Annotated in this window: 18 protein-coding genes; 8 read left to right on the top strand and 10 right to left on the bottom strand. The window is 70.7% G+C overall.

Features of this window, described 5'->3' with window-relative positions; genetic code table 11:
• Positions 1–107 precede the first annotated feature (107 nt).
• The 3 genes from WME98_RS19470 to WME98_RS19460 all read right to left on the bottom strand — a co-directional run bounded on the left by WME98_RS19470 (position 108) and on the right by WME98_RS19460 (position 1891).
• Entirely contained in the window at positions 108–794 is a 687-nt protein-coding gene (locus tag WME98_RS19470) for a hypothetical protein (RefSeq protein ID WP_437952624.1), read from the bottom strand.
• Between the two features lie 49 nt (positions 795–843).
• Positions 844–1422 (bottom strand): hypothetical protein, encoded by a 579-nt coding sequence (locus tag WME98_RS19465; RefSeq protein WP_437952623.1) that lies wholly within the window; start codon positions 1420–1422, stop codon positions 844–846.
• Positions 1423–1558: 136 nt separating this feature from the next.
• Entirely contained in the window at positions 1559–1891 is a 333-nt protein-coding gene (locus WME98_RS19460; protein WP_129580382.1) for a hypothetical protein, read from the bottom strand.
• A 188-nt stretch (positions 1892–2079) separates the two neighbouring features.
• Here WME98_RS19460 and WME98_RS19455 point away from each other — a divergent pair, with 188 nt between their 5' ends.
• Positions 2080–2649 (top strand): PAAR-like domain-containing protein, encoded by a 570-nt coding sequence (locus tag WME98_RS19455; protein ID WP_437952622.1) that lies wholly within the window; start codon positions 2080–2082, stop codon positions 2647–2649.
• A gap of 270 nt (positions 2650–2919) precedes the next feature.
• Here the strand turns inward: WME98_RS19455 and WME98_RS19450 are convergent, their stop codons facing one another.
• Entirely contained in the window at positions 2920–4389 is a 1470-nt protein-coding gene (locus tag WME98_RS19450) for an MBOAT family O-acyltransferase (RefSeq protein WP_437952621.1), read from the bottom strand.
• A 176-nt stretch (positions 4390–4565) separates the two neighbouring features.
• On the opposite strand from WME98_RS19450, the gene WME98_RS19445 reads away from it, so the two are divergent.
• The 6 genes from WME98_RS19445 (at position 4566) to WME98_RS19420 (ending at position 9166) form a co-directional block, all read left to right on the top strand.
• Positions 4566–5123 (top strand): hypothetical protein, encoded by a 558-nt coding sequence (locus WME98_RS19445; RefSeq protein WP_437952620.1) that lies wholly within the window; start codon positions 4566–4568, stop codon positions 5121–5123.
• 3 nt (positions 5124–5126) lie between these two features.
• Complete coding sequence (locus WME98_RS19440; protein ID WP_437952619.1) at positions 5127–5936, top strand: polysaccharide deacetylase family protein; 810 nt, start codon at positions 5127–5129, stop codon at positions 5934–5936.
• 46 nt (positions 5937–5982) lie between these two features.
• Positions 5983–6726: a SirB1 family protein gene (locus tag WME98_RS19435; protein WP_437569947.1), complete on the top strand. Its 744-nt coding sequence runs from the start codon at positions 5983–5985 to the stop codon at positions 6724–6726.
• Between the two features lie 52 nt (positions 6727–6778).
• On the top strand, positions 6779–7363 hold the full coding sequence (locus WME98_RS19430; protein ID WP_061626834.1) for a Uma2 family endonuclease: 585 nt from the start codon (positions 6779–6781) through the stop codon (positions 7361–7363).
• A 415-nt stretch (positions 7364–7778) separates the two neighbouring features.
• Positions 7779–8177: a hotdog domain-containing protein gene (locus WME98_RS19425; RefSeq protein ID WP_061626844.1), complete on the top strand. Its 399-nt coding sequence runs from the start codon at positions 7779–7781 to the stop codon at positions 8175–8177.
• A gap of 8 nt (positions 8178–8185) precedes the next feature.
• On the top strand, positions 8186–9166 hold the full coding sequence (locus WME98_RS19420; RefSeq protein WP_437952618.1) for an alpha/beta hydrolase family protein: 981 nt from the start codon (positions 8186–8188) through the stop codon (positions 9164–9166).
• Between the two features lie 14 nt (positions 9167–9180).
• Here WME98_RS19420 and WME98_RS19415 read toward each other — a convergent pair whose 3' ends face one another.
• Entirely contained in the window at positions 9181–10746 is a 1566-nt protein-coding gene (locus tag WME98_RS19415) for an ATP-binding protein (protein WP_437952617.1), read from the bottom strand.
• A 229-nt stretch (positions 10747–10975) separates the two neighbouring features.
• On the opposite strand from WME98_RS19415, the gene WME98_RS19410 reads away from it, so the two are divergent.
• Positions 10976–13564: a PAS domain S-box protein gene (locus tag WME98_RS19410; RefSeq protein WP_437952616.1), complete on the top strand. Its 2589-nt coding sequence runs from the start codon at positions 10976–10978 to the stop codon at positions 13562–13564.
• 165 nt (positions 13565–13729) lie between these two features.
• Here the strand turns inward: WME98_RS19410 and WME98_RS19405 are convergent, their stop codons facing one another.
• From WME98_RS19405 to WME98_RS19385, 5 genes are all read right to left on the bottom strand, one after another.
• Positions 13730–14272 carry a hypothetical protein gene (locus WME98_RS19405; RefSeq protein WP_437952615.1) on the bottom strand — a complete coding sequence of 181 codons (543 nt, stop codon included), beginning with the start codon at positions 14270–14272 and terminating at the stop codon, positions 13730–13732.
• Positions 14273–14302: 30 nt separating this feature from the next.
• Entirely contained in the window at positions 14303–14914 is a 612-nt protein-coding gene (locus tag WME98_RS19400; RefSeq protein WP_437952614.1) for a hypothetical protein, read from the bottom strand.
• Positions 14915–15236: 322 nt separating this feature from the next.
• Complete coding sequence (locus WME98_RS19395) at positions 15237–15686, bottom strand: hypothetical protein (RefSeq protein ID WP_437952613.1); 450 nt, start codon at positions 15684–15686, stop codon at positions 15237–15239.
• Position 15687: 1 nt separating this feature from the next.
• Positions 15688–22155 carry an RHS repeat-associated core domain-containing protein gene (locus WME98_RS19390; protein WP_437952612.1) on the bottom strand — a complete coding sequence of 2156 codons (6468 nt, stop codon included), beginning with the start codon at positions 22153–22155 and terminating at the stop codon, positions 15688–15690.
• A gap of 346 nt (positions 22156–22501) precedes the next feature.
• Positions 22502–24184 carry a sigma 54-interacting transcriptional regulator gene (locus WME98_RS19385; RefSeq protein ID WP_437952611.1) on the bottom strand — a complete coding sequence of 561 codons (1683 nt, stop codon included), beginning with the start codon at positions 24182–24184 and terminating at the stop codon, positions 22502–22504.
• Between the last annotated feature and the right edge of the window lie 486 nt (positions 24185–24670).

Here is a 24670-nt window from a genome sequence, read left to right as displayed (position 1 = left end):
CGCGTTCCACCCGCGGCGCGCTACGGCGCGTTTTCCACCCCGCGGCGCGCTACGGCGCGTTTTCCACCCCGCGGCGCGCTACGGCGCGTTTTCCACCCCGCGGCGCGCTACGGCGCGCCAGGCGGCGGGCCGACGTCGACGGCCGGCGCGCTCCGCAGGCCGTCGGGGCCCACGTCGACGGGCGGCGCGTAGCTCTTGAGCTCGGCCCGCTCGTAGCTCGCGCCGCTCGCCGCCTCGATCGCCACCACGCCGACGTCCGGGCAGAACGTCGACACGAAGCGCGCCGGCCTGTCGCCGAGGCGCTCCTCGACCGTCTGCACGCACCCCGTGAACCGGCCCGCGGGCACCTCGATCGCGGCGTCGACCGCGGCGATGCGGGCGCGACCGCCGTGCTCGCCGGTCCACGTCGTGCCGGGCGCGATCGGCTCCTTGAGCACGAAGACGCCCGTGTCGCTGCGGATCACGCCCTCGGGGGTGAACGCGAAGCGCTTCACCCCGGAGGGGAACCGGAGCTCGCCGCGGCGCTCGTCCGCGCGGTGCACGCGCGCGACGAGGAGGCCCTGCTCGCCGCGCTCGCTCGTGGTCGCGTAGTGGTAGATGTGCCCGTCGACGAGCGGGAAGTAGCGCTCGGCCCGCGTGCCCGAGGAGGCGCCCTGCTGCCCGTCGGGCGCCGCGTTCCACGCCGCGGGCCGGACCGGGGCGGGCGCACCCCCGCAGCCGAGCAGCGCGAGCGCGAGCGCGGCGAGCCGCGGCGCGCGAGGGCGGCCGGGGGTGCGCTCGCTCGCGGGGCTCACCGCGCTGCCTCGTCGGTCGCCACCGGCGGGGTCGTCACGGGCGGCGTCGTCACGGGGAACCGTGGCTGTGGGACCAGTACCAGAGCGACAGGAACGCGAGCAGCGCCGCGGCCGCGACGAGCAGGGCGACGGCGAGCGGGTCGGGCTCGACCCGGCGCAGCAGCGCCCGCGCGGCGCGGCGGATCTCGTCGCGCTCGCGCTCGTGCTGCTCGGCCAGGTCCTTCGCGGACTTCTTCTCGTCGCGAGCTCGATAGGGGTGGTCCTCCTCCGGAGGCTCGCTGCGCGCGATCTCGTCCGTCAAGAGCCGCCTCGCGCCTGCCCGGACCAGCGCGTAGTCGCCGCGCTCGAACGCCTGCTCGAGGCGCTCGAGCTCGGGATGGCGAGGGCGCCCCGGCGCGGCGTCGCCGGGGGGCGGCGCCTCCTTCTCGTCGCGCCGCTTGGCGCGCTTCTTCGTCCGGCGCCGCGGCTCGGCGTCGGCCGGCTCGCGCGGCGGCGAGGTCGCGTCCGGCCCGGCCGGCGCAGGCCGGTCCGCGGCGGCCGGCTCGCGCCCGCCTCCCTCCGCCGGCTCGGACCGTCCGGCGGCGGCCGGCTCCGGACCGTCGATGTCGGCCGGCGCCCTGTCCGTCACGTGCAGCTCTCGGTGATGATGAAGGCCATGGCCGAACCCCTGGGCGGATGATCGAGACGCCGCAGGCTACCTCGAACCCGGACCCACGTGCCCCCAAAAAGCCCGGAAAACCCGGGATCGGCCGCCGCGGCGCGGCCTACTGCAGGCCCCGGCCCCGGTCGACGTCCATGGGCTCGGGCCGGTCTCTCCAGGGGACGGCCGCCTCGCCTTCGCCGCTCACCACGCAGCGGAGCGCCTCGCACGCGGCCCGGTAGTACGCCTTGCGGCCGCAGCCGACGGCCTTGAACTGGCCGCCGAGCTGCTCCTCGACGCGGACGTCCTTGTCGGGACAGTCGAGGTCGGAGGTGGCGCGCGCCCGGACCATCGGCATCGCGTTCGACGGCACGTTGGCCACGCTGCACGCGGGCGAGAGCGCGCCGGCCAGGAGGGCGGCGAAGGGAACGAGGGCAGCGGCACGGGACGGGCGCACGGCGTGAGCGTAGATCACAACGAGAGCTCGCGCTGACTTGTCGTCGCGCGAGCGGTCGCGAGGGGGAGCCCGTCGGCGTCGATGCGGACGCCGACGTCAAGCGGCCGGAAGCCGTCGTCCTCCCCCACCGAGACCGTCAGGGGCGCGAGTAGACCGCGAGACCGGCGGTCCGTTACGCTCGCGGCGCCGTGAGCAAGGTCACCGCGCTTGGAATGGACACGATAACGGAGAGATCCGGCCACCAGATGACCGGCATGGCGGTGAGCGTGCGCACCACGCCCGCCGCGCCGAGCCCCGTGCCTATCCCCTACCCGACCATGGGCACGGTGGCCGAGGGAGTCATCGATGCGCCGATGCGCACGAAGATCAACGGTGCGAAGGCCCTGACCGTCGGCGGGTGCATCAAGGCCTGTCACGGCAACGAGCCGGGTACGCTCAAGGAGATCGTCAGTCTCAACACGGGCGGGCCGTGCTTCCCGTGGCTGTGGTCGGGTCGGGATCTCGGCCAGCTCATACACGGCGCCGGGTTCAGGGGCAGCTCGATTCATATGACGGTCTGTCATGGAGGCACTGATCCTCCGGGGCAGCCCGGAGGCTCGATCGCACAGCAGGTCGCGAACGAAACTCAGGTAACGACGATTGGCTGCGTCGGCGACAGCATGTATGATCATCCAACCCTGCCCGGTGTAACCATCGCGGGGCCGCGCGGCAGAATGACGCCCTTCGAGCCAACGTCGTCGCCTCGTCGAACCGGCTGATTCGCATAGGAGAGGTCCAATGCCCATCACGATGTGCGCCACCCTCGCCGAGCCCCACGCACCGGGGACAGATCTCGTCTTCTGCGTTCCGCTCGCGCTCGCCTGGCGCAAGCTGCAAGATCGCTTCGGCCCGCTGCGCTTCGATCCGCAGCCGTTCCTTGCCGACGCCCTGAACCGCGTTCCTCTCGATGAGGTCATCGATCCGACGTGGTGCGTCTCCGGCGCTGGCTTTCATCGCCGGCCCCCGAGGTGGGCTGCGGCTGCGCGCGCTCAGAACTGGAAGTACACGAACGGCACCGCGGCCGCGCTCGCCGCCTCGTGCAGCGAGACCGCGACCAGGAACAGCAGCGCGCCCTGGAGCGGCGCCGGCGCCGCGATGAAGGCGCCGCGGGCGCGCTCGTAGAGGCGCTCGGGCACGTAGTGGGACAGGAGCGCGACCGCGAGGAGCCCGACGAGCACGGGCGGCAGGTTCGGGTGGAACGTCGTCAGCGTGCCGAGCTGCCGCAGGATGAGCACGGCCTGCGAGAAGGTCGGCACGCGGAAGAAGATCCACGCGAGGCAGACGTAGTGGAACGTCAGCAGCACGCACAGCGCGCGGATCGGGAAGCCGGCCAGGGATGAGCGCGCGGCCCTCCCCTCGCCCTCCGCCCCCGAGCGCCGGCGCTTCACGGCGCGCTGGAAGGCGCGCGTCACGGCGAGGCCGAGGCCGTGGAGGAAGCCCCAGAAGACGAAGTTCCACGACGCCCCGTGCCAGAGGCCGCCGAGCAGCATCGTGATCATCAGGTTGCGGTACGTCGCGAGCTCCGAGCCGCGGTTGCCGCCGAGCGGGATGTACAGGTAATCGCGCAGCCACGTGGAGAGCGAGATGTGCCAGCGGCGCCAGAAATCGGCGAGGTTCTGCGCCTTGTACGGCGCGTCGAAGTTCTTCGGGAACCGCACGCCGAGCAGCAGCGCCGAGCCGATGGCGATGTCGGTGTAGCCGGAGAAGTCGCAGTAGATCTGCGCGGCGTAGCCGTAGACGCCCGCGAGGACCTCCAGCGCCGAGTAGTTCTCCGGGCGCTCGAAGACGCGGTCGACGAGGTTGAGCGCGAGCTGATCCGAGAGGACGACCTTCTTCACGAGGCCGATCGCGACGAGGAACAGCCCCTCGCCGCCCTCCTCGCGGGTGAGGCTCGGGGCGCGCTCGAACTGCGGGAGCAGGTCGCGCGGGCGCACGATGGGGCCGGCGACGAGGTGCGGGAAGAAGGCGACGAAGAGCAGGTAGCGGAGGTAGCTCCTGTGGGGCGGGAGCTCGCCCCGGTAGACGTCGATGACGTAGCTCATCGACTCGAAGGTGAAGAACGAGATGCCCACCGGCGGCAGGAGCACCCGGAACGCGTGCCCGACGCTCGCCGGCTCGCCCGTGAGCAACGCGCGCAGCGCGGCCGCGTTCTCGAGGGCGAAGTTCCAGTACTTGAAGAAGCCGAGGAACCCGAGGTTCAGCGCCACGGTGGCGATGAGCATCGCGCGCCGCGCCCGGGGCCTCGTCTCGCGGGCGATCGCGCGGGCGAGGAGGAAGTCGACCGTGGACGAGGCGAAGATGAGCGGCAGGTAGCGCCAGTCCCAGGCCGCGTAGAACCCGTAGCTCACGAGGAGCAGGAACACGACGCGCGCGCGGATGCCGGCGAACCGCACGAGCGCCCACGATCCGACGAAGACGGCGGCGAAGAACTCGGCGTAGCGGAGGGTGTTGAAGAGCACGGCCGGTCGGAGCCCGGGTCAGGCTTGCGGCGAGGGGGGCGACGGCCGGCAGGGCCGAACGCGCGGGCTACCCGGGCGGTGGGCGCCGTCTACCACGGCGCGCGCCGCGCGGCGCGGCTGGTGGCAGCGCGGCGCCATGTTGAACGGCGCCCCTCGTCGTGCCAAGGATGGAGCAGATGCTGGGTCGCCTGATCCTCGGGATTGTGAAGGGGCTCATCGTGGGGGGCTTGCTCGGGTTCGGGCTGGCGAAGCTCGGCTACGCGGCGCCCATCGCGATCATCGCCTACCTGGCCGCGGCGCTCGCCGGGGTCCTCGTGGGGCTCGTCGCCGGCAAGCCCATCTGGGCCAAGGACGCGAAGATCGAGGCGGGGATGAAGGCCTTCGTGGGCGCGCTGCTCGGCGCGGGCCTGATGTACGCCGCGCGGCGCTGGCTGACCATGGAGGTGCCGGCGCCGCTCGGCGAGCTCGGCGGCGCGAACCTGTCGCTCGGCGAGGCCGCGGGGAGCGGCGGGACGTTCGGCGGCCTCGCGATCACGTCGCTCGCGGCGATCGCCGCCCTGCTCGGCGGCTTTTACGAGGCCGACAACGACCCCGCGGACGAGGAGAAGCCGGGCGCGAAGCCGGCGGTGAAGGCCGCGGCCGGGGGCAACAAGCGCATCGCGGCGTCCGCCGCGGCGGACGAGCTCGACGACGATCTCGAGGTCGAGCCCGAGAAGAAGCGCGCGAAGAAGTAGGCCGTGCCGGTCGCGCGGGCGCTCCTCTACGCGGCATCGCTCGGCGCGCTCGCGCTGGTCGCGCGGTCCTTGCTCGTCGCGCCGGTGCCCTTCGCGGTCGCCGGCGCGGCGATCGTCGGGTACCTCGCGCTCGTCCTGTGCGGGGTCTTCTTCCTCGGGCTCGGCATGTTCGTGGACGTGGTGAAGCGCGGCCCGCCCGGCGCGCGGGGCGTCGCGCTGACGTTCGACGACGGGCCCAGCCCGGAGCACACGCCGCGGGTCCTCGATCTCCTCGACAAGGCGGGCGCGAAGGCGACGTTCTTCGTCATCGGCCGCAAGGCCGAGGCCCACCCGGAGCTCGTCCGCGAGATCGCGGCGCGGGGCCACGCCGTCGCGCTGCACAGCCACGCGCACGACCGGCTGTTCTCGCTGCGCTCGGCCCGCGCCGTCGAGCGCGATCTCCGGCGGGGCCTCGACGTGCTCGAGCGGATCACCGGCGCCCGCCCGACGCTGTTCAGGCCGCCGGTCGGCCACACGAGCCCGCGCATCGCCCGGGCGGTCGACGCGCTCGACCTCGACGTAATCGGCTGGTCGGCGCGGGGGTTCGACGGGCTCGCCGGGGCGAGCCCCGAGCGGGTGGCGGCCCGGGTCATCCCGGGGCTCCGCGACGGGGCCATCGTGCTGCTGCACGACGCGGCCGAGCGCGACGACCACGCGCCCGCGGGGGTCGCGGCGCTCCCGCGGATCCTCGCGGCGATGGGCCACCGCAACCTGGTCGGGGTCCGCGTCGACGCGTGGCTCGACGAAGGCGGCCGGGACGACGCCCTGGCCTAGACCATTTCTCGCAGGTGGCGCTACGCTCCGTCCGATGGCTGCGCCGGTGAGTCTCACGCTTTTTGCGCATATCGCGGCGAGGCCGGAGGACGAGCTCGACCTCGCCGAGGCGGCGCTCCTCATCGACGACGCCGCGTACCCGGGCCTCGACATCCCGCACTACCTCCGCGTGCTCGACCAGCTCGGCGGCGAGGCGCGCCGGGCGATCGAGCGCCCCCTGCGCGCCCCGGAGGCGACGCCCGGCAGCGGCCCGATCGAGCAGCTGCTCCGCTGGTTCTACGGCGACCTCGGGTTCCACGGGAACGCGGGCGACTACTACGACCCGAAGAACAGCTACCTGCACGAGGTCCTGGATCGCCGGACGGGCATCCCCATCACGCTGGCGGTCGTGCTCCTCGAGGTGTGCCAGCGCGCCGGCCTGGAGGCGCAGGGCGTGTCGTTCCCGGGGCACTTCCTGGTGAGGACGCCGGTCCGTGGCGGCGTGCTGCTCATCGATCCGTTCGAGGGCCGGCTGCTCGGCCGGGACGACCTGCGCGCGCTGCACACCCGCGCGACCGGCGCCACGCGCGATCCGGACCCGCGGCTCCTCGTGCCGGCGCAGAAGCGGCAGATCCTGGTGCGCATGCTGAACAACCTGCGCTCGATCTACACGAGCCGCTCGGACGCGGCGCGGCTGCGCAGCGTGCTCGAGCGGATGCAGGTGCTCGCGCCGACCGACGAGCTGCGCAAGGAGCTCGACCAGCTCGGCGGGGAGCGTCCGTGGCCGCCGCTGGGGCGCGGGCTGAACTGACATCGCCCGATCGCCGCTCGCGCGCTGCGCGCGATCGGATACCCTCGCTGGCATGGGTCAACCTGCCGCGGCCCCCCTGACCTTCGAGGAGCTCTACCAGCGCATCCGCGCCCTGCCCGAGCACCTGACGGGCGAGATCCTGGAGCCCGGCGTCCTCCGCACGATGTCGCGGCCCGGGAAGCGCCACCGCCGCGCGGCCAGGCTCTGCCTGCACGGCCTCGTCCCGTTCGACGCGAACGTCGGTGGGGCCGGCTGGTGGATCGAGCCCGAGACCGAGATCCGCTTCCCTGGCGGTCGGCTCGTCGTGCCGGACCTGTGTGGATTCCGCGTCGAGCGGGTCCCCGAGCTGCCGGACGAGAACCCGCTGACGATCCTTCCCGACTGGTGCTGCGAGGTCCTGTCGCCGGGGACCGCCCGCGACGACGTGGCGGTGAAGCTGCCGCTCTACGCGCGCGCCGGCGTTGGCTGGAGCTGGATCGTGGACCCGATGCGCCGGCTGGTCGAGGTGTTCGAGACGGTCGGCGGAAGGCCGGCGCTCACGGCGACGGCGCAGGACGACGAGCGCGTCGTGCTGCCTCCGTTCCACGGAGAGCTCGCGGTCGCCTCGTGGTGGCTTCCGGGTGCCGTCGAGGAGTAGGGGCCTCCCGCCGGCGAGGTCTCGAGCGACAGACGGGTTGAAGCCGCTCGAAAGAGCAGAAATTCAGACCGCCAAGGCGCCAAGGTCTTGTTCTTTTCTTGGCGTCCTTGGCGGTGCATTCTCGGTCGATCGGCGTGATCGGTGCTCTAGCAACGACAGCCCTCGCGTCGAAGCTTCAATCAATGGCACGAGGGTGGCGCGCGGCTGGATCATCTGCTGCAACCCCCAGGCGCGCAGGGCGGAGAGGGCTTTCTCCTCATCATCGACGCTGCCAGCATGGTAGACGGCGATCCGGGAGGCGCTCCCGGCTGACATCGCCGAGCGAGCCTTCGATGCTGTACTCGCGGTCATGGATACGATTGAAGAGGGATACGATTGAAGAGGGCTCGGCTGCACGAGGCAGGAGGATGACGGGATGAAGCGCGAGCGTGCCTTTCAGGTCGGCGACGTGTCGGCGGTCGAGCGCCGCTTCACGGACGAGGACGTCGTCGAGTTCCAGCGCGTCTCCGGCGACGCCGGCCGCCATCACGCGCAGCCGGACGCGCAGGGCAGGCGCGTCGTGCACGGCCTGCTCACGGCGACGCTCCCCACCCGGCTCGGCGGCGAGATCGACTTCCTCGCCCGGGAGATGCAGTTCGAGTTCCTGCGGCCCGTCTTCACCGGGGACACCATCCGCTGCGAGGCGACCATCACCGACGTCGCGCGCGAGCCGGGGCGCGTGCGCCTCGCGATGCGCGGCGGCTGCTGGAACCAGGACGGGAAAGAGGTGATGCGCTTCCAGGCCCGGGGCGTGGTGCTCGACGGAGGAGCGTGAGGGCGGCGGTGCGCGCGCGATCCGTTCACTGGCTCGACCACGCCCACGCCGTCCTGTCCCGCCGCCGCCGGCTGTTCGCGGCCGGCTGGGGCGACGAGGGCGTCCTCGAGCGGGTCCCGACCATCGCGCGGTTCTCGGAGCCCCCGCGCGCCGCGGCGGTCGCCTGGGGGCGGCCGCGGGCGGACGGGCCCGTCGACGTGACCGACGGCTCCTTCGCCGCCGCGCTCCCGGGCCTGCCGCCCTGCGCGGGCACGGCCTTCGTGCGCCGCATCGCGCCCAGGGCGCCCGAGCGGGGGCGCCGCCGGCCGGTCTACGTCGCGCTGGCGGCCTCCGGCGACGAGGGCTTCGCCGCGCGGACGCGGCTCTTCCGGCCGCTCGCCGCCCGCGAGGGCATCGAGGTCATCCTCCTCGAGAACGCGATGTACGGCCTCCGCCGGCCCCCCGGGCAGCGCGCCACCGCGATCCGCACCGTGGCCGAGCACCTCCTGATGAACCTCTCCACCGTCGAGGAGACGCGCGCGCTCGTCGAGCACCTCGCCCGCGAGGGATACGAGCGCATCGGCGTCGTCGGCTTCAGCATGGGCGGGACGTCGGCGGCGCTCGCCGCGGCGGTCACGGCGCGCCCGCTCGCGGTCGCTGTCTTCGGCGCGGGCCGCAGCGCCGTGCCGGTGTTCACCGAGGGGATGCTGTCCGTCAGCGTCGAGTTCGAGGCGCTGGGCGGGCCCGCGGCGGCGCGGGCGCGGCTCGGCGCCCTCTTCGGCGCCGCCGACCTCGACCGCCACCCGGCGCCGCGGCGGCTCGACGCGACCGTCCTCGTCGGCGGGCGCCGCGACGGGTACGTGTTCGCCGAGCAGGTCGAGGCGCTCCACGCGCACTGGAGGTCGAGCGAGCTCCGGTGGCTCGACACCGGGCACGCCGGCGCGGTCGTCTACCAGGCCGAGGCGCTCCGGCGCGCCGCCGTCGACGCGATGGCGCGGCTCGGCGCGTAGCGCGTGCGAAGCCCTCACCCCGCGGCGCCCGGCAGCTGCACCACGAACCGCGCCCCGCCCTCGGCCCCGGCCTCGACCCCGATCGCGCCGCCCGCCGCCTCGACGAGCCCGCGGCACACCGCGAGCCCGAGCCCCGTCCCCTCGCCGACCTCCTTCGTCGTGATGAACGGCTCGAACAGCGTCTCGCAGACCGCCTCGGCGATCCCCGGCCCGTTGTCCTCGACCTCGATCCGCGCGCCCCCGCCCGCGGCCCGCGACGCGCGCACCCAGACGCGCCCGCCGGCGCGCGGCACCGCGTCGGCCGCGTTCAGGAGGAGGTTCAGCAGCACCTGCACCAGGCGGCCGTGCGACAGCTGGACGGGCGGCACGTCGGGCGCGACGTCCCGCACGAGCTCGACCGCGCGGAACGCCTTCTGCGGCGAGACCAGCGAGACGACGTCCTCGAGCGCCTCGGCGACCGAGCCGGAGGGCTCCTCCCCGGCGTCGCCCGCGCCGCGCGCCGCCGGCCGCGCGAAGTCGAGCAGGTCGCGCAAGATCTTGTGGATGCGCTCGGTCTCGCGCTTCATCCGCTCGAGGAACTCGCGCTCCTCGTCGGGCGTGAGCCCCCCGGCGAGCAGGAGCTCCTGGAAGCCGAGGATCGCCGCGATGGGGTTGCCGATCTCGTGCGCGAGCCCCGCCGCGAGCCGCCCCACGGACGCGAGCCGCTCGGAGCGGACCAGCCGCTCCTGCGCGCTCTTCAGGTCCGCCGCGTAGCGCTCGACCTCGGCGATCTTCGCCCGCAGCGACTCCTCGTCGGCCCGGAGGCGGGCCGTCATGTGCGCGAGGCTCGCCCCGAGCTCCGCGAGCTCCCGCGCGCCGGCGCGCGGCGCCTCGAGGTCGCGCGCCCCGCCGGCCACGCGGCGGGCGGCCTCCGACAGCGCGTCGACCGGCCGCACCACGAGGCGCGTCATCGCGATGTACGCGAACACGAGCAGCGCCAGCGCCACGATCCCCGTGTAGAGCGCCACGATCCGGACGAGCGGCGCGGCCGGCACCGTCGACGGGTCCGTCGGCACCAGCACGGCCACGGAGCCGACCTGCGGCGGCCGCGCGGGCGCCGCGTCGGGCTCCGCGTCGGGCTCCGCGTCCGCGCGCGGCGCCGGCTCGCGCGCGTGCTCCGGAACGACGACCAGGACCGCGCCGCCCCGCGCGGTGCGCACGGTCCTCAGCACCTCCGCGCCCGCCTCCACCGAGGCCGGCAGCGCCGCCGCCGCGTCCGGCTCCCCGGCGCGGTCGACGAGCGCGCCCGCCGCGTCGTAGACGCCGATCGCCGACGCGCCGTCGGGCCCGAGCTGCGCCTCGAGCAGCGGCGAGAGCTCCGGCGCCGACCGGCTCGCCCGCGCCGCGGCGACGTGCCCGGCGATCGCGCGGCCGATCGCGCGGGCGCTCGACGCGCGCGCGCCGACCATCGTGGCCCGCGTGAGGTTCGCGACGGCGAAGAAGAGCGGCACGAACGCCAGCACGAGCAGCGCGCCGAGCGCGAACAAGAGCTGAAGCCGGATCCCGAGCCGCACGGCGTGTCCCTGCCCCTTCGGCGCCATCCTCGCCCAGGTCGCCCCCGATCGCACGGGGCAGGCGGCGGATCCGCCGCCCGCGCGCCGCCAGGCGAGCCGGCGCGGCGCGGATCGAGGGAGCTGGGCCGCCGATCGCCGCCCGCCGCGCCGGAGCCCCGGCGGAGGATCGGCCGTGCGCGCCGAGGGGGGCCGATCCGCGCAGGCTCGAGAGCGGGAGACCCACCGGCGCGCTGCGGCAGCCATGCTAGCCTGACATGTGGGCTGTCCGGCGAGCGACGCGCAGGGCCAGACGAGGAGCGCACCGGGCTCAGGCCGACAGGGCCCGGCGCGCGCCGAGGACGAGCGGGACTCGCCGGCCGAGGGCGAGCGGGACACGCCGGCCGAGGGCGCGTGGGCGCCGGCGCTCCTCGGCGCGCTGGACGCGCTGATCTGGGAGGTCTCCGGCGAGGCGCTCGAGCTGTCGACGGTGCGCGCGCCGGCGAGGGAGCTGTTCGGGCACGCCGCCGAGCGCTGGGCGGCCGATGACGGCCTCTTCTGGCGGCACCAGCACCCGGAGGACCGGTCGCGGCTGCTCGCCGTGGCGCGCAAGGTCCTCGCGGAGGGGTCGACCGAGCGCATCGAGCACCGCTTCTTCGCCGCCGACGGCCGCACGGTGTGGCTGAGCAGCGAGCTCGCCCGCCGCGTGGCCCCCGCCGGCGGGGGGCCCGTCGCCCGCGGCCTCTCCGTCGACGTCACGCGGGCCAGGGTCGCGGAGGAGGCGCTCCGCGAGAGCGAGGAGCGGGCGCAGGCGCTGCTCGAGTCGACCGAGCAAGGGATCTACGGGCTCGATCGCGCGTGCCGGTGCACGTTCGCCAACCGGGCCTGCGTGCGGCTGCTCGGGTACCGCGACGAGGCGGAGCTCGTCGGCCGCGCCATGCACCAGCTCGTCCACCACACGCGCGAGGGCGGCGCGCCGCTGCCCGAGTCGGACTGCCGGATCTGCCGCACGGTCCGGGCCGGGGAGGCCGCGCACCTCGCCGGCGAGCTGCTCTTCCGCGCCGACGGGACCAGCTTCCCCGTCGAGTACTGGTCCCGCCCCGTCCGCAGGCAAGGCGAGGTCGTCGGCGCCATCGTCACGTTCGTGGACATCACCGAGCGCAAGCGGAGCGAGCAGCTGCTCTCCGCGCAGGCGCTCATGGGCGCGCTCCGGGCCGAGGTGAGCGCGGCGCTGTCCCTCCCCGGGACGATGCGCGAGCTCCTGCAGCGCTGCGCCGAGGCGATCCGGGGGCACCTCGACGCGGCGTTCGCCCGCATCTGGCTGCTCGACGAGCGCGCGCAGGTCCTGGACCTCCGCGCGAGCGCGGGGATGTACACGCACCTCGACGGCCCCCACAGCCGCATCCCCGTGGGCAGCTACAAGATCGGCCGCATCGCGAAGGAGCGCCGGCCGCACCTCACGAACGACGTCCTCCGCGATCCCCAGGTGAGCGAGAAGGGCTGGGCGCGGCGCGAGGGCATGGTGTCGTTCGCCGGCTACCCCTTGCTCGTCGAGGATCGGCTCATCGGCGTGATGGCGATGTTCGCGCGGCGGCCCCTGCACGAGCAGGTGCTCGACGCGCTCGGGACGATCGCCGTCACGGTGGCCCACGGGATCGAGCGCAAGCGCGCCGAGGACGCGCTCCGGGAGAGCGAGGCGAGGCGCGCCGCCGAGCACGCGGTCCTGCGGCGCATCATCGGGCAGAGCGGCGACGGGATCGTCATGGTGGACGAGCACGGCGTCGTCCGCCTGATGAACCCGGAGGCCGAGCGGCAGCTCGGGCCGGCCACGGAGCTCACGATCGACGCGTGGGCGCGCGCGACGGGCGCCGCCCCGCCGGACGGCGCCCCGGCGCCCGCGGCGGAGACGCCGCTCCACCGCGCCCTGCGCGGCGAGAAGGTGGAGAGCGTCTGCTGGCAGGTCCAGCGGCCGGACGGCTCGGCGCGCGTGCTCTCCGCGAGCGCGTCCCCGCTGCGCCGCGCGGACGGCGCGCCCGCGGGCGCGGTGATGAACACCCGCGACGAGACCGAGCGGCTCCGGCTGGAGCAGGATCGCGAGCGGCTCCTGCGGAGCCTCGAGGAGGCGGTCGAGGTGCGCGACGAGTTCCTCTCCATCGCGTCGCACGAGCTCAAGACGCCCCTCACGGCGCTCCTCCTCCAGGTGGAGAGCCTGCGCCGGGCGCTCCGCCTCGGTCACGCCTCCCAGGACGCGGCGCGGCTCGACGCCAAGCTCTCGACCATGCACCGGAGCGTCTTCCGGCTGAGCGACCTCGTGAACGAGCTGCTCGACGTCTCCCGGATCTCGGCGCGGGGCCTGTCGCTCCACGTCGAGGAGTTCGACCTCGTCGCGCTGCTCCGCGAGAGCGTCGAGCGGTTCGAGGAGGGGCCGCGCCGGGGCTCGTCGATCCGGCTGCTCGGGGGCGAGGAGGTCCTCGTGCGCTGGGATCGCGCCCGCATGGAGCAGGTGATCACGAACCTCCTGTCGAACGCCGTGAAATACGGCGCCGGCGCGCCCATCGACGTGCGCGTCGAGGCCGACGCCGCGCATGTCCGGTTCGCCGTGCAGGACCGCGGCATCGGCATCGCGCCCGGCGACCAGGCGCGCATCTTCGAGCGGTTCCAGCGCGCGGCGTCGGTGATGCACTACGGCGGGTTCGGCCTCGGCCTGTGGATCGTGCGGCTCATCGTGGAGCAGCACGGGGGCGCCGTGCGGGTGGAGAGCGCGCCGGGGCGCGGCGCGACCTTCTCCGTCGAGCTGCCGCGCGCCGTCGGCGGGGCGGGCGCCCCGCCGGAGGGCGGCTCGCCGCCGGCGCGTCCCGCGGGCGGGTAGGCAGAGGTGGAATGACAGCGGGTATGCGCAGCAGAGCTGCCGCTGAACGCGAGTGCAAAACGGGCAATCTCATGCGGGCTTGGGCACCGACGTGTATCGTGGAAGGGCCGCCTCGATTCACGCGGGCGAGATGACACCGATGCGGGCAATGTTCATCCGTCTCGATTATCCCACAAGAATGCGTCTAAGGAGCTCCGCCAGCAGTTCGTCGGACGCGTCCGACACGTCGACAAACATTAGCTCCACAGCCGCAAACGACAGCTTGGCAAAGAAGCTCGGGCTCGACCCGACAGCCCCGTGAGCTGCCTCCACCAGCCTCAGCACTCCGGGGCCGAGCTTCGTGGTGGCCGCTGACGAGAGCGCTTGACATACAGCCTGCGAATACTCCTCCGACAGCCCGAGCCTCACGTCATCAATGGTAGCCGCGATGGATTTATCCCACCTCATCCCTTCGCTGACAGAACACCCAACCTCGACACGCGATGTCTCCGACGGGATCGACTGAAAATCGAGCCCGACAAGACCATATTCGGCCATGGCCCCCCGCGGCACCAAAGCCTCTACTGTCACTGCGGCGTGCTCAGGGGAGGCAGTTCTCGCTGCCACAAACGATCCGGATATGGCGCCAGTAAACTCCACCCCAAAGGTGGCGCTTTCGGAAACCCACACTCGCGCTTTGGCAAGAGGAGTCAGTTGAACGATCCTCATTGTAGACCCCAGAATTTGAGCCAGTTTGAATCAAACGACCCCAGGTTTGCCAAGACAACATCCGATCACCTGCGCGCCCCACCGGGTGACCTGGTTGCCGTAGCGCCGCGCGCCCTCGCCGACCACGCCCGCGACGCCCGTGATCGCCCGCCACGAGCTCGCCCCGACGCTCGCGATCCGGGCGCTCATGCCCGCGAACACCCCCGCCTCCGCCGCCATGCCGTACGTCGCCACCGTCAGCGCCGCGTGCGCCCCCCGAGCGAGACGTTGATCGCCGCGTCCCCGTTCTCCTGCAGCCATGCGTCGACACCATGGTCGATCAGCGCGCGCGACCACATCGCCGCCCGCGTACCCCGGCCCGCTGAACGTCAGCCCGGTCGGCGTGGGGCTCCGGTACGAGTCCGGCGTCACGTCCGGCAAGGTCGCCCGGACCTCGGGCCACGACAACGGGCCGCCGCCCAGAGGTGAGTAGCTCCCGAACGAGAACTGGAACGAGCCGATGGTGAGGTACCCGGCGTTGACGAACAGCCCGCACAGCCAGGCGGGCGGCACCCAGTAGCCGATCGAGTCGGTGAACGTCGCCGGGTTGTTGTGCGCGTAGCTGTAGCGGTGCCTCGCCTGGTCGAAGTACGGGTCGCTCACCAGCGGGTCGGGGCTGAGGAACCGCCGCTGGGCCGGATCGTAGGCCCGGCCGCCGGATCAGCCCCATCCGCGCCTGCTCAGCGCCCGCGAAGCCGAGCGTCAACGCCCCCCATGAGCCCGCCCACGCGCTCCCGTGGGGGCCCAGGGACCGGACGACCATGCTCTTGGGCGACCACGCGGCGCGTTGACCACCAAGCTGCACGTGGTCTGCGGCAGCCACGGCGTGCGGTTCGACGCGCTCGTCAGGGATCGAGGGGTGCTTGCGCGTATCGGATTCGTCAGACAGAGCCTCATACGTGACGTCCTGCGAGTTGCGGCTGGGTCACGGCTTTCGCTTCTTCTCTTCTACCTGCTGCTCTATTCCAGAACGTATGAACGAAGCGCCGGGCTTGCTCCAGCCTGGAAAGCAGCGATCCAGCATGGAGTTGTCCAGCTGCCGTATTTCCAAACCTGCGAAGCTGACGGTGAATACCGGCATCAATCGCGATCCGCTCAGGCGAAGCCGGAATCCTTCGTCGGAGTTCTCTAGCTGCACGGCATCGACATTCCATTGATAGTGCCCGAAATCCGGCGCACGCTCGTGATGGCCGAATTTGACTGCGAACTCTGTAACGCGCTGCAACTCGACGTTATAGACAGGCAGCCTTTTCGCCGGGAATGCTGTCGCCTCCATCGCGACCACCGCCAGTCGAATGCACTGATCCCAATCGGACATGTCGATATCAACGATATGAGCGTCTCGGAAGATGCTCAAGAGCAGCTCGCGGTTCACATCAGCCTCCTGGAATATGTCCGGCAACTTCGTCGCTGTCCACAATTCGACCTGATCTGTCGTAGCGATTCCCTCCGGCGTCTCGAATATGCCAGTGAGGCTTTTGTCCGGGAGCCAGAGCTCGACCCGAGTCATAGAAGACTTCGGCACCAGTTTGGGAATTCTTAAACACGCGCCGCCCGGTATCCGTTGTGCGCTCCAATACGAATCCCGCTCGCTCCAGTGCCTTGCGACCCGAATTGTACGTCTCCCCGGCGAGGTTCACGCCCTCTAGCCCCATCCTACGCAGGTTCGCTGCTGCTGCTGCTCGCGATCCCCCCCTTGCGGCCTGAGTTGCCCCCGCTTCACGAGCCATCCTGCCAGCCTTGCCAACCTGTCCCGCGCCCTTCAGGCTGGAATAAAGCTTGCTGACGTCGCCGGCCCCCGGAGGGGCGGCCATGAGGCTCAGTGCCGCATTCTCCGTGTCACCTTCCTCGGAGTAGAAGCAGGCATTCACCACGTCGCATGTCGGGCCGATCGGAGGCGGCGCGAAGCCACAAGCATCGAGGCAGGTGTGCAGGAGCAGGCGCGCGTCCGCCCCCGTCATCGGAGCGATGCTGAACCTGAGTTCCCCTCTGTCCCCCTCCGACGAGGGGCCGCCCTCTGCGCCGCCAAGTCCTCCGCCAGGACTCGCTCCACCGTCACCGCCGGAGCCTTCGATGGAACCGTCGTCTTCGGGAAGGAGCGCCTCACCGTCCTCGAAGACATTCACCTCCTTCGCGCCAGTGCCGTCGCTGTCGATGATGACCCCCGGCGGCGGCGCGATCGTCTCGGGCGTGTTCGGCGTGCAGTTCGTCCCGTCGCACGGCTGGAAGCCCGTCGGATCCCTCAAGTTGAGGGGATCGTTCAAGACGTAGGCATAGGGATTGTACCCTTGCGCCGTCAGCGGCGACGGGATGACGGGATCGGACGTGAGGAACCGGCGAACGCTCGGATCGTAGACACGCCCCTGCATGTCGATCCAGCCGAGCTCGTCATCGTGCTCGTGCCCCGTGAACCCGGTCCGTACGTCGCTGATCCCGAGGGGCAGACCGGCGATCGGCCCCCCGTTCTCGTCGATGCGCCCACCGAAGGGCTCATGGAAGTTCCGGGAGAGCACGCTGCCATCCGGGCGCAGCACCACGCCCACGCTTCCGAGCGCGTCCTTCTGCACGAAGCGGTCCTGTGAACTCCCGTCCGGGTGAACGAAGTGCTGCGCCACCTCCTCGCCGCCCGCGAATACATGGAAGACGTGGGTCGTTTGCGCTCCCGCCGTCCGCCGCTCGTACAGCCGACCGAGCGTCAATACCGTTTCCGAAGGCCCCTCCTTCATCACACGCTTGCCGTCGGCGTCGTACTGGAACGAGGTCGTTCCGCCCCCGTGCACGACCAGCCTGGGCAGGTCAAACTCCGTGAACGTCACGCTCATCGGGGCGCGCGGCCCACCTCGGCTGAACAGGCGACCGCGAACGTCGTACGAGAGCGTGTCCGCCACCGCGCCGCCGATCCGAACCTCGCTCGGCCTGTAGGGCGGCCCGAAGACGTATTCCTCCCGGAGCGCGCCGTCGACGGACACCTCCTTGACGTTTCCCAGGGCGTCATACGAGTAATCCGTCCTCGTCGACGTCGTGCTGGTCTGCAGCTCCCACCACCTGAGCTGCTCGCGCGCGTCATACCCGAACGTCTCGTCCCGGTTCGACTGCCTGTCGTAGCGTCGCTTGACGCGGCCATCCAGGTAGTAATCGTAGTCGAGATCGTACGCCCCAGGAGTCCGAACCCGATCCAGCCGCCCTGTCAGCGGCTCGTAGCTGTACGTCGTCTCGACCGTCGCGCCCAGCTGAACAGAGAGCGGCTGATCGTCGCTGTTGCGGCTGTTCATGCGCCAGATCGGAAGAAAGACCGCGCTGCTGATCGTCCCATTTCCGGCCACAAGCCGACGGACGACCTCATGAAGATATCCATGGGCGTTGTAGCGGTGCTTCACCTGAAACCCGGTCGCTCCCTCCACGGACGGGTACTCTAGCAGATCCACCCGCCCCAGCGCATCGTACGTCTGCTGAATGACGTACGAGCTGCCGTCGATGGTCCACGTCGTCGCCTCAGGCCGCCCGTGCGCGTCGTACGCGAAGGTCTTCTGAACCCCGTCCGGGCTGGTAGAGCTGGCCAGCCGGCCGACGCCGTGCGCCGCCGTATCCCAGACGAACTCCGTCTCGCCATCCGCGTCGACCATCTCCTCGACACGCCCCAGCGCGTCGCGCTCGAACGTGCGCGTGGACATCGAATCCACCAGCGCGACCACCTCGCCGAACGCGTTGTACGTCACGCTCGTCAGCGCCGACACAGGCTCATTGTACCATCTGCGCCGGCCGCGCTGATCATAACGTTGCTCCAGGAGCACCAAATTCCCGCTGGACTCGTTGATCACCTTGCCTAGCAGGCTGAACGGCTCGTACACGTAGCGCAGCGTCTGGGTTCCCTCCGGCGCGACCCGGGTGCTGGACACCAGGCGCCCGTCCCAATCGATCTTGGTGCGGTGCTCGCGCCCCTCGGCGTCGAAGGAGGTGGTCTCAAGGAGCGAGTGCTCGTAGCGATTGCGGCTCCCATCCGGGCGCCGCTCCTCGACCAGCCTGTCGAGCGTGTCGTAGCTATAATGGGTGACCTGCACCGCCTCTTCCGGCGTGGCCCGCCGCGTCGTCCGAACGACGCGCCCCAGCACGTCATAGCTCTGGCGGCTGCTCGCGAGCGCTCCGTCGAAGCGCTCGTGGGCCATCTCAATCGGGCGCGAGAGCTCATCCAGAAAGAGGATTTCCCGACCCGCCGCCACGGCGCCGCCGCGCACGACCGTCGCCTTCGTCCCCGTCACCAGCGAACCCTCGCGAAGCGCTTCATAGGTCACGCCGGTGGGAGCGCCGCCCTCCGGCGTCTCCGCGCGCAAGCGGTGGAACTCGTCGTACTGCCGCGTCACGGTGACGCCGTTGCTGTCCATCTCAGCGACCAGATCTCCGGTCGCGGGATGGTATACAGTCCACCGCGAATGATCGATACCATTCACGTCCGTCCAGCTCTGCTTGGGGAAGACGCGCTCGTCGCCCATCGACGCGTCGCCCCAGTCGATGTACTGCCGTCGGTCCTCACCGCTGACCGGCGAGTGCACGATCATCCACGGGAGGCCATCCGGGTTACGGCTGTACGTGATTGAGATTGGAATCGACTCGTTTGTGCTCCCTTTTTCGATATCTACGACGCGCAACAGGCCGCGATCGTCGTACGTCCACTCCACCTTGCGCGGCGCGGGCGGCGTGCTCCCGTTCTTGTACTCCGTCTCGAGCCGCTGCCGCGGGAGTCCGATGAGCCAGTCCTCCGTCAGGTTGTCGTACGTCGTCGAAACGATATGACGCTGGCCACCCGTCGTGATGGTGGCCACCTGGGTGACGTTCGCGAACTCATCGAGGGCTTGCGTCCCCACCTGCTCGCGCCGCGTGCTCGGCTTGCTCGAGCCTGCGTAGCTCACATGGGTCCACGCGAAGTCCGCCCAGTCGATGGTCGCCGCCTGCTCCCACTCGTTCTCGGTCCATGTGTACGGGTAGACGAAATACGTGAGACCGGAATGCAGCGGCCTTAACGCATAATTCCTCACAGTCTCGACGATGCGCGTGGTAGGCGCGCTCGTCGCCGGAGGTATACCTACCACCGATGGCCCGAGGACAGGGGTGATCACCACCGTCTTGGACGGCGACCCGGCGAGAGGGTAGCGGGAGGCGATCTGGGTCGTGTGATCGTAGGTGATCCGCGTCTCTCGAGGGCGCTCGGGCTCCCACATGCGAATCTCACCGAACCCCAGCGACTTCCGAGAGGACCAGTCGAACCGCAGATCGCGGTAGCCGTAGATCGTCCGGCGGAACGCGGCGACTTGACTGCCCTGGCTTTCCCAGAGTTGCTGCACGACCGGTACGCCGCGCTTCTGGCATACTTGCGGGTAGATGCATGTGTTGGAGGAGTCGGGTCGCACACGCGCGTAGAAGAAGCGGACCTGGGGCTGCTCCGCGGCCTCGTCTCTCACGGCGACCACGCGATCGGTGTCAACACCGCGGTTCAGCAGCACCTCCCAGTCGGACGTCGTGGAGTTGACGTGGACCAGGTCCGTCTGCCCATCTCCGTTGAAGTCGCCGACGCGCGATGCGCCCCAAGGCAGATCTCCATTGATGAAGAGGATACCCGAGTCGAACGGCAACATCATGGTCGGTCGGTAGCCGCCCGTGGCCGTTGACAATGACACCTCGATCTCTCTGGTCAGGGAATCGTGAAAAACAATGAAATCAGCGCGGCCGTCACCGTTGAAGTCGGCCGTCCGCAAGCCTTCGTCGTTGTTCTGCGCCACATCGGGAAGCGGTCCATTCGGAACCGTTTCGACGGGCCCAAACCCTCGACCCGTATTCCAACTTACGCCAGTCGCTCCGTCGTCGAATATCGGAAAAACAAGATCATCCAACCCATCCCCGTTCATGTCGGCGAAGAGGCTGTCAGCGTCGTCGTAGAGGTCTTCGGCGTCCTCGACGACAAGCGCTCCAGTGTCGGAGGTCGTCAGGATCTGCATCGATGCGCAGCCGAACAGAACGTCCCCGCGCCCGTCGCCGCTCTTGTCCAGGACCCGCGCCGAGGCGGCGCATGGCGCGAGGGCCCCTTCGATGACCTGAGACGAAGAGAATGATCCCGCACGGTTCCAGCGGATATGCCACTCCAGGGAATCATCGCCAATGTAGGGTCGATGAACGATCTCGGCGCGACCATCGCCGTCGAGATCCGCCGCGACTGCGCGCAACGGCAGGTAAGAGCCTCCGGTCGCAAAGATCCCTGGGAACGCCAGCCCCGCGGAGTCCAGTCGCTTGGTAGACGGATTGAATCGGAGAAGCGGATAGATCGGATCGTCTCCCCACCCCTTCGCCGTGAATGCCATCTTCCCGCTCGCGTTCACATCCACTTTGATGGAAGCTTCCACGGAGAACGTGAGCGTATCGTCGACGCCGACGCCGGCTAGCAGTCGAATGGGCGCCCCCAGGCCATCGGCGGTCCCCAGGCGAATCCAAAGCGAGTCTTCCGTGGGATCGTCGGTGCTGGAGGGTTCGAAGTCTCTGGCGGTGCCGACGATACGGTAGATGAGGTCATCGCGCCCGTCCCCATCCGCGTCGATCACGAGCGGCTTCGGCTCGCCGTCCAGCCAGTGCGGCTTCGGCGCGTCGTGCGCGGCGACGGGCTCCGCCTTGAACGCGAGGGGCGTATCGTCGTACTCCACCACCTTCGCGCGCAGGCACGACCCCTCGGCTCCGCACCGCTCGACCCGGTGGAGCCGCGAGCGTCCCGTCGTCGGGCTCTCCTCATACGATAGCCGGTACTCCCACGCCAGGGTCGTGTCGGGCGATTGCCAGCCCAGCGCGTACATCTCCAGCCTCTGCAGCCGCCAGGGCTGGCTCAGGCGCACGCCGCTGACGTATCGAAACTCATCGTCCGGGTTCGACTGGTACACGAAGCGGACCTTCCTGCGCGGAGCCTCTCCCTGTCGTGACGTGTACTCGATGTTTCGGGGCGCATAGGCGAAATCGAACGGCGCGGAGGTATTCTGCCGCGTGTCGTACGAGATCGTGATCGCGTTGCCGGCGCGGTCCTCCGCTCGCGTCAGGACCCAGGCGACGCCGACCTCGTTCTCCTCCACGTAGCCGGACCCCAGCGTGGTCGGCTGGATACGCTTGGCCGCGAGGCGCTCGTAGGTAGAAATTCGCCCATCCTTGCCCCACACCTCGAAGCGCGTCGGATCTCCCAAAGAGCCATACAGGAGGACGCGCGCCAAGGAGTCTCGCTCTGTCCGCATCTCAACCGCATCCGGCAGGGCGGGGTTCGGCGGAAGAGAACGCAACCTCTCTCCGTCCAGACAATATGCGTCCTTGTCATCGAAATTGACACCGCGCGGTCTGCCGTCGAGCGCTATCGTCTTCGCGCACCGCTTGATGGAGGACAACCCCGTCACACTCCACCCCACGCCTGCCGGTCCGTTCCCCGCGCCGCTTGTATAGGAGAGCGCGAGGTCCGGCTGCATCCCTGCACGACCCTTCGGAACTTCAATGGGAATCCGATAGGTTGCGCGTCCTTGCTCCACGGCCCAGGTCGCCGGAATCGCACCGACCCGGTCGCTCGTTGGCACGATCGGGTCGTCGGGCATCACGAGCTCCTCCGGCGGCGCCGGCGGATCCGGGGGCGGAGGGTTGAGAATGTCCAGCGGGTCATCGGTAGGATCGATATCACGATCCGGCAGCGTGAGGTCGTCAAGATCTGCCGCAAGTGCCTCTTGGACGTTGGACAATGGCTCCGGGGCGTCCCCGCGCTCCGCCCCGTTTTGGTGGGTCGCGCACCCGGCGAGCAGCCAGGCGACCCCCCACGCTATGTATCGATACTTGTACACGGATCGCTCCTTATGATGTTCGCGACGAAGGCGCACGGCGGCGTTGGGCTCGCAGCCTCGGGCTTTCGAGATCTGCGACCTTTGCCCCCGGCGAGCCCCGCGCGGCGCCCGTCGAGCGGCGGCCCAGCGCGCCTTCGTCGGCCGCCGTAAAGCAGCTCCGGTGCCGTGGGGCGAGGCGGCGCCAACCCCGGCCATTTCAGCCCGTTATTGCCCCCGGCGCGCTCCGCTCAACCGTCCGTGGAGCGTCCACGAACCGTCCGTGAACGCTGGCGGACGGTTTCTGGACGCTTGAGTCGCTCGACCGCCCATGAGCCGGACCGCCCGCGGACCGTCCGGCCCGCCGCGGTCAGTCGGGCGGCGCTTCGCGCAGCCGCCCGGAGCGACCGAGCTCCCGCAGGCGCAGCGTCAGCCCCCGCTTCGACACCTCGAGACGCGCCGACATGGCGTCGAGATCTCCGCCGCACGCCTCGTGGCAGCGCATCAGCTCGTCCTGCGGGATGTCCGCCGCCTTGCGGACGTGAGGGCTTCGCTCGATGAGACGGTAGAGGGCGGTGCGCGAGACGCCGAGCGTCGCCGCCGCGGGTCCGATCGACCAGTGGCTCTGCCGAAGCGCCCTGAGCAAGGCGTCCTCGTCGACCTCCCGGTCCATGGGGTGGTCCGCTGGATTGGCCGTGGAGGCGTCCGCATCTCGCCTCTCGGCCAGGCGCGGTGCATCCGACGGGGGCCGCGCTGTTTGACCCGCCTGCTCCAGCATCCGCTCCAGGCTCTCATCGATGACGATGGCGTCGGAGCCGCGGCTGGAGATCACCAGCTGTCGCGCGACGTTCCGGAGCTGGCGCACGTTGCCGGGCCAGCCGTGCTGGATCAGCCGCACCATGAGGGATCGAGGAAACCATGGCAGGGCGCCGTCCACGGGCGGCTCCAGCCGGGACAGCTCTCCGACGCGCGCGAGCTCCTCGCGCAGAAAGTGGAGCAGCAGGCGGGGGATATCCTCGCGGCTCTGGCGGAGGGAAGGAATCGTGATGGTGTAGCCCTGTAGCCGATGGAGCAGCGGCGCGCGAAACCTGCCTTGCTCGACGGCTTGCTCCAGGTCGGCGTCCGTCGCCGCGATGATCCTGACATCCACCGCGCGCTCCTCGCCCTCGCCGAGCGGCCGGATCGTGCCGGTCTCGAGCGCCCGGAGCAGCATCGCCTGGACATCCATTGGCATATCGCCGATCTCGTCGAGGAAGAGCGTCCCGCCGTGCGCGCGCTCGAAGAGGCCCACGTGGCGGTGGTGAGCGCCCGTGAACGACCCCTTCGCGTGCCCGAACAGCTCCGAGGCGGCGGTGGTCGGGGCGAGCGCGGCCATGTTCACGGCGAGCCAGGGACGACCGGCCCGCGGGCTCGCCTGGTGGATCGCCTGCGCAACGCGCTCCTTGCCGACGCCAGTCTCTCCCCGAAGCAGGACTGGTACCTGCAGATCGGCGACGCGCGCGACCGACCTGAGGACCTCCTCGAGAGCGTCGCTGTCGCCGACAAGCCCGTGTCTCGGCGCACGGGGCGCGGTGGTCACCACATGGACGAGGATCACGATCTTCTTGGAGAGCTGCAAAATCAGGCCCGCGCGCAGGGCCTCCGCTGAAAACCGATGCGCGTCGTCGATGGGCTCTCCTTCCACAGACAGCTGGCCTCGCCCCGCGGGCGTGATGGTCAGCGACTCGTCTGCGCCCCACGTCACAAGGTGAGGTTTCCGGCTCACGTGAGGGTCGCAGAGCGGCGCGCGCTCGTGGCTGCGCGGCTGCGCGAAATCGGGCTCGAGGCGGGAAAGGGGCACCGCGTACCCGGGGACGGCCACCACGGTTGCCCGCGCGCCGACCCGGCGCAGGTCCGGGTGGTAGAGCAGCGTGAAACGCAGGCCATGGGGCCCCCCGGAGGCGCACCGCGCCGGCGGCGTCTCGAGGCCTTTCAGCGTCTCGACCTGATGCCATGACTCCCGGAAGGAGCGTTCCGCCGAGCTGCCCGGCTCGCCTCGCGCTCCCTCGGTCATCCTTGTCGTAAGAGCGGACGCCTGAGCGACAGCCTCGAAGCTGTCACCGCCCCTGATCTCGGTGCTGCACTGACGCTGAGACACGATCCTTTACTCTATCGCTGCTCTCCCGGTGCTCGTCCAGCAGTTAGTTAGCTGCCACACAATCGCCACAGTCCTGCGCCGTGCCTCCCAAGGGCCGACCAGCCCCGGTCGACCTCGCGCTCCGCGCGTACCAACCGTCCACGCTCCCGTGGGGTAGCTCAGTTGCCCGCGCGAGATCGTTCACGGTGCCCGCTGGCGCTCGTCGAGCCGCGCGCGTGTCGACAAGGATCGTTGCCCCGCCTGCGCCTATCCGCGCCAGGCCCCTCAAGCTCTCCGCCATCCGCGACTCCAGGTCGCACCCCCACCCCCGCTCTCGCCCCTTTCCACCCCACCGGCTGGCCTCCTCCCTTCGCCGACAGAGAACTGGGCCCTGAGGATCGACCTCTGCTACCGGCATGCGAG

The organism is Sorangium sp. So ce296 (assembly GCF_051529605.1).
In the GTDB taxonomy this organism is placed as follows: domain Bacteria; phylum Myxococcota_A; class Polyangia; order Polyangiales; family Polyangiaceae; genus Sorangium; species Sorangium cellulosum_D.
The sequence above is the reverse complement of the archived record's forward strand: the minus strand, read 5'-3'. Positions and strand labels throughout refer to the sequence as shown.

Bases quoted from the DNA above. Each gene is read 5' to 3' on its own strand.
- WME98_RS19430 (WP_061626834.1), top strand. From the start codon at position 6,779: ATGGGTCAACCTGCCGCGGCCCCCCTGACCTTCGAGGAGCTCTACCAG.
- WME98_RS19405 (WP_437952615.1), bottom strand. From the start codon at position 14,272: ATGAGGATCGTTCAACTGACTCCTCTTGCCAAAGCGCGAGTGTGGGTT.
- WME98_RS19415 (WP_437952617.1), bottom strand. From the start codon at position 10,746: ATGGCGCCGAAGGGGCAGGGACACGCCGTGCGGCTCGGGATCCGGCTT.
- WME98_RS19385 (WP_437952611.1), bottom strand. From the start codon at position 24,184: ATGACCGAGGGAGCGCGAGGCGAGCCGGGCAGCTCGGCGGAACGCTCC.
- WME98_RS19445 (WP_437952620.1), top strand. From the start codon at position 4,566: ATGCTGGGTCGCCTGATCCTCGGGATTGTGAAGGGGCTCATCGTGGGG.
- WME98_RS19425 (WP_061626844.1), top strand. From the start codon at position 7,779: ATGAAGCGCGAGCGTGCCTTTCAGGTCGGCGACGTGTCGGCGGTCGAG.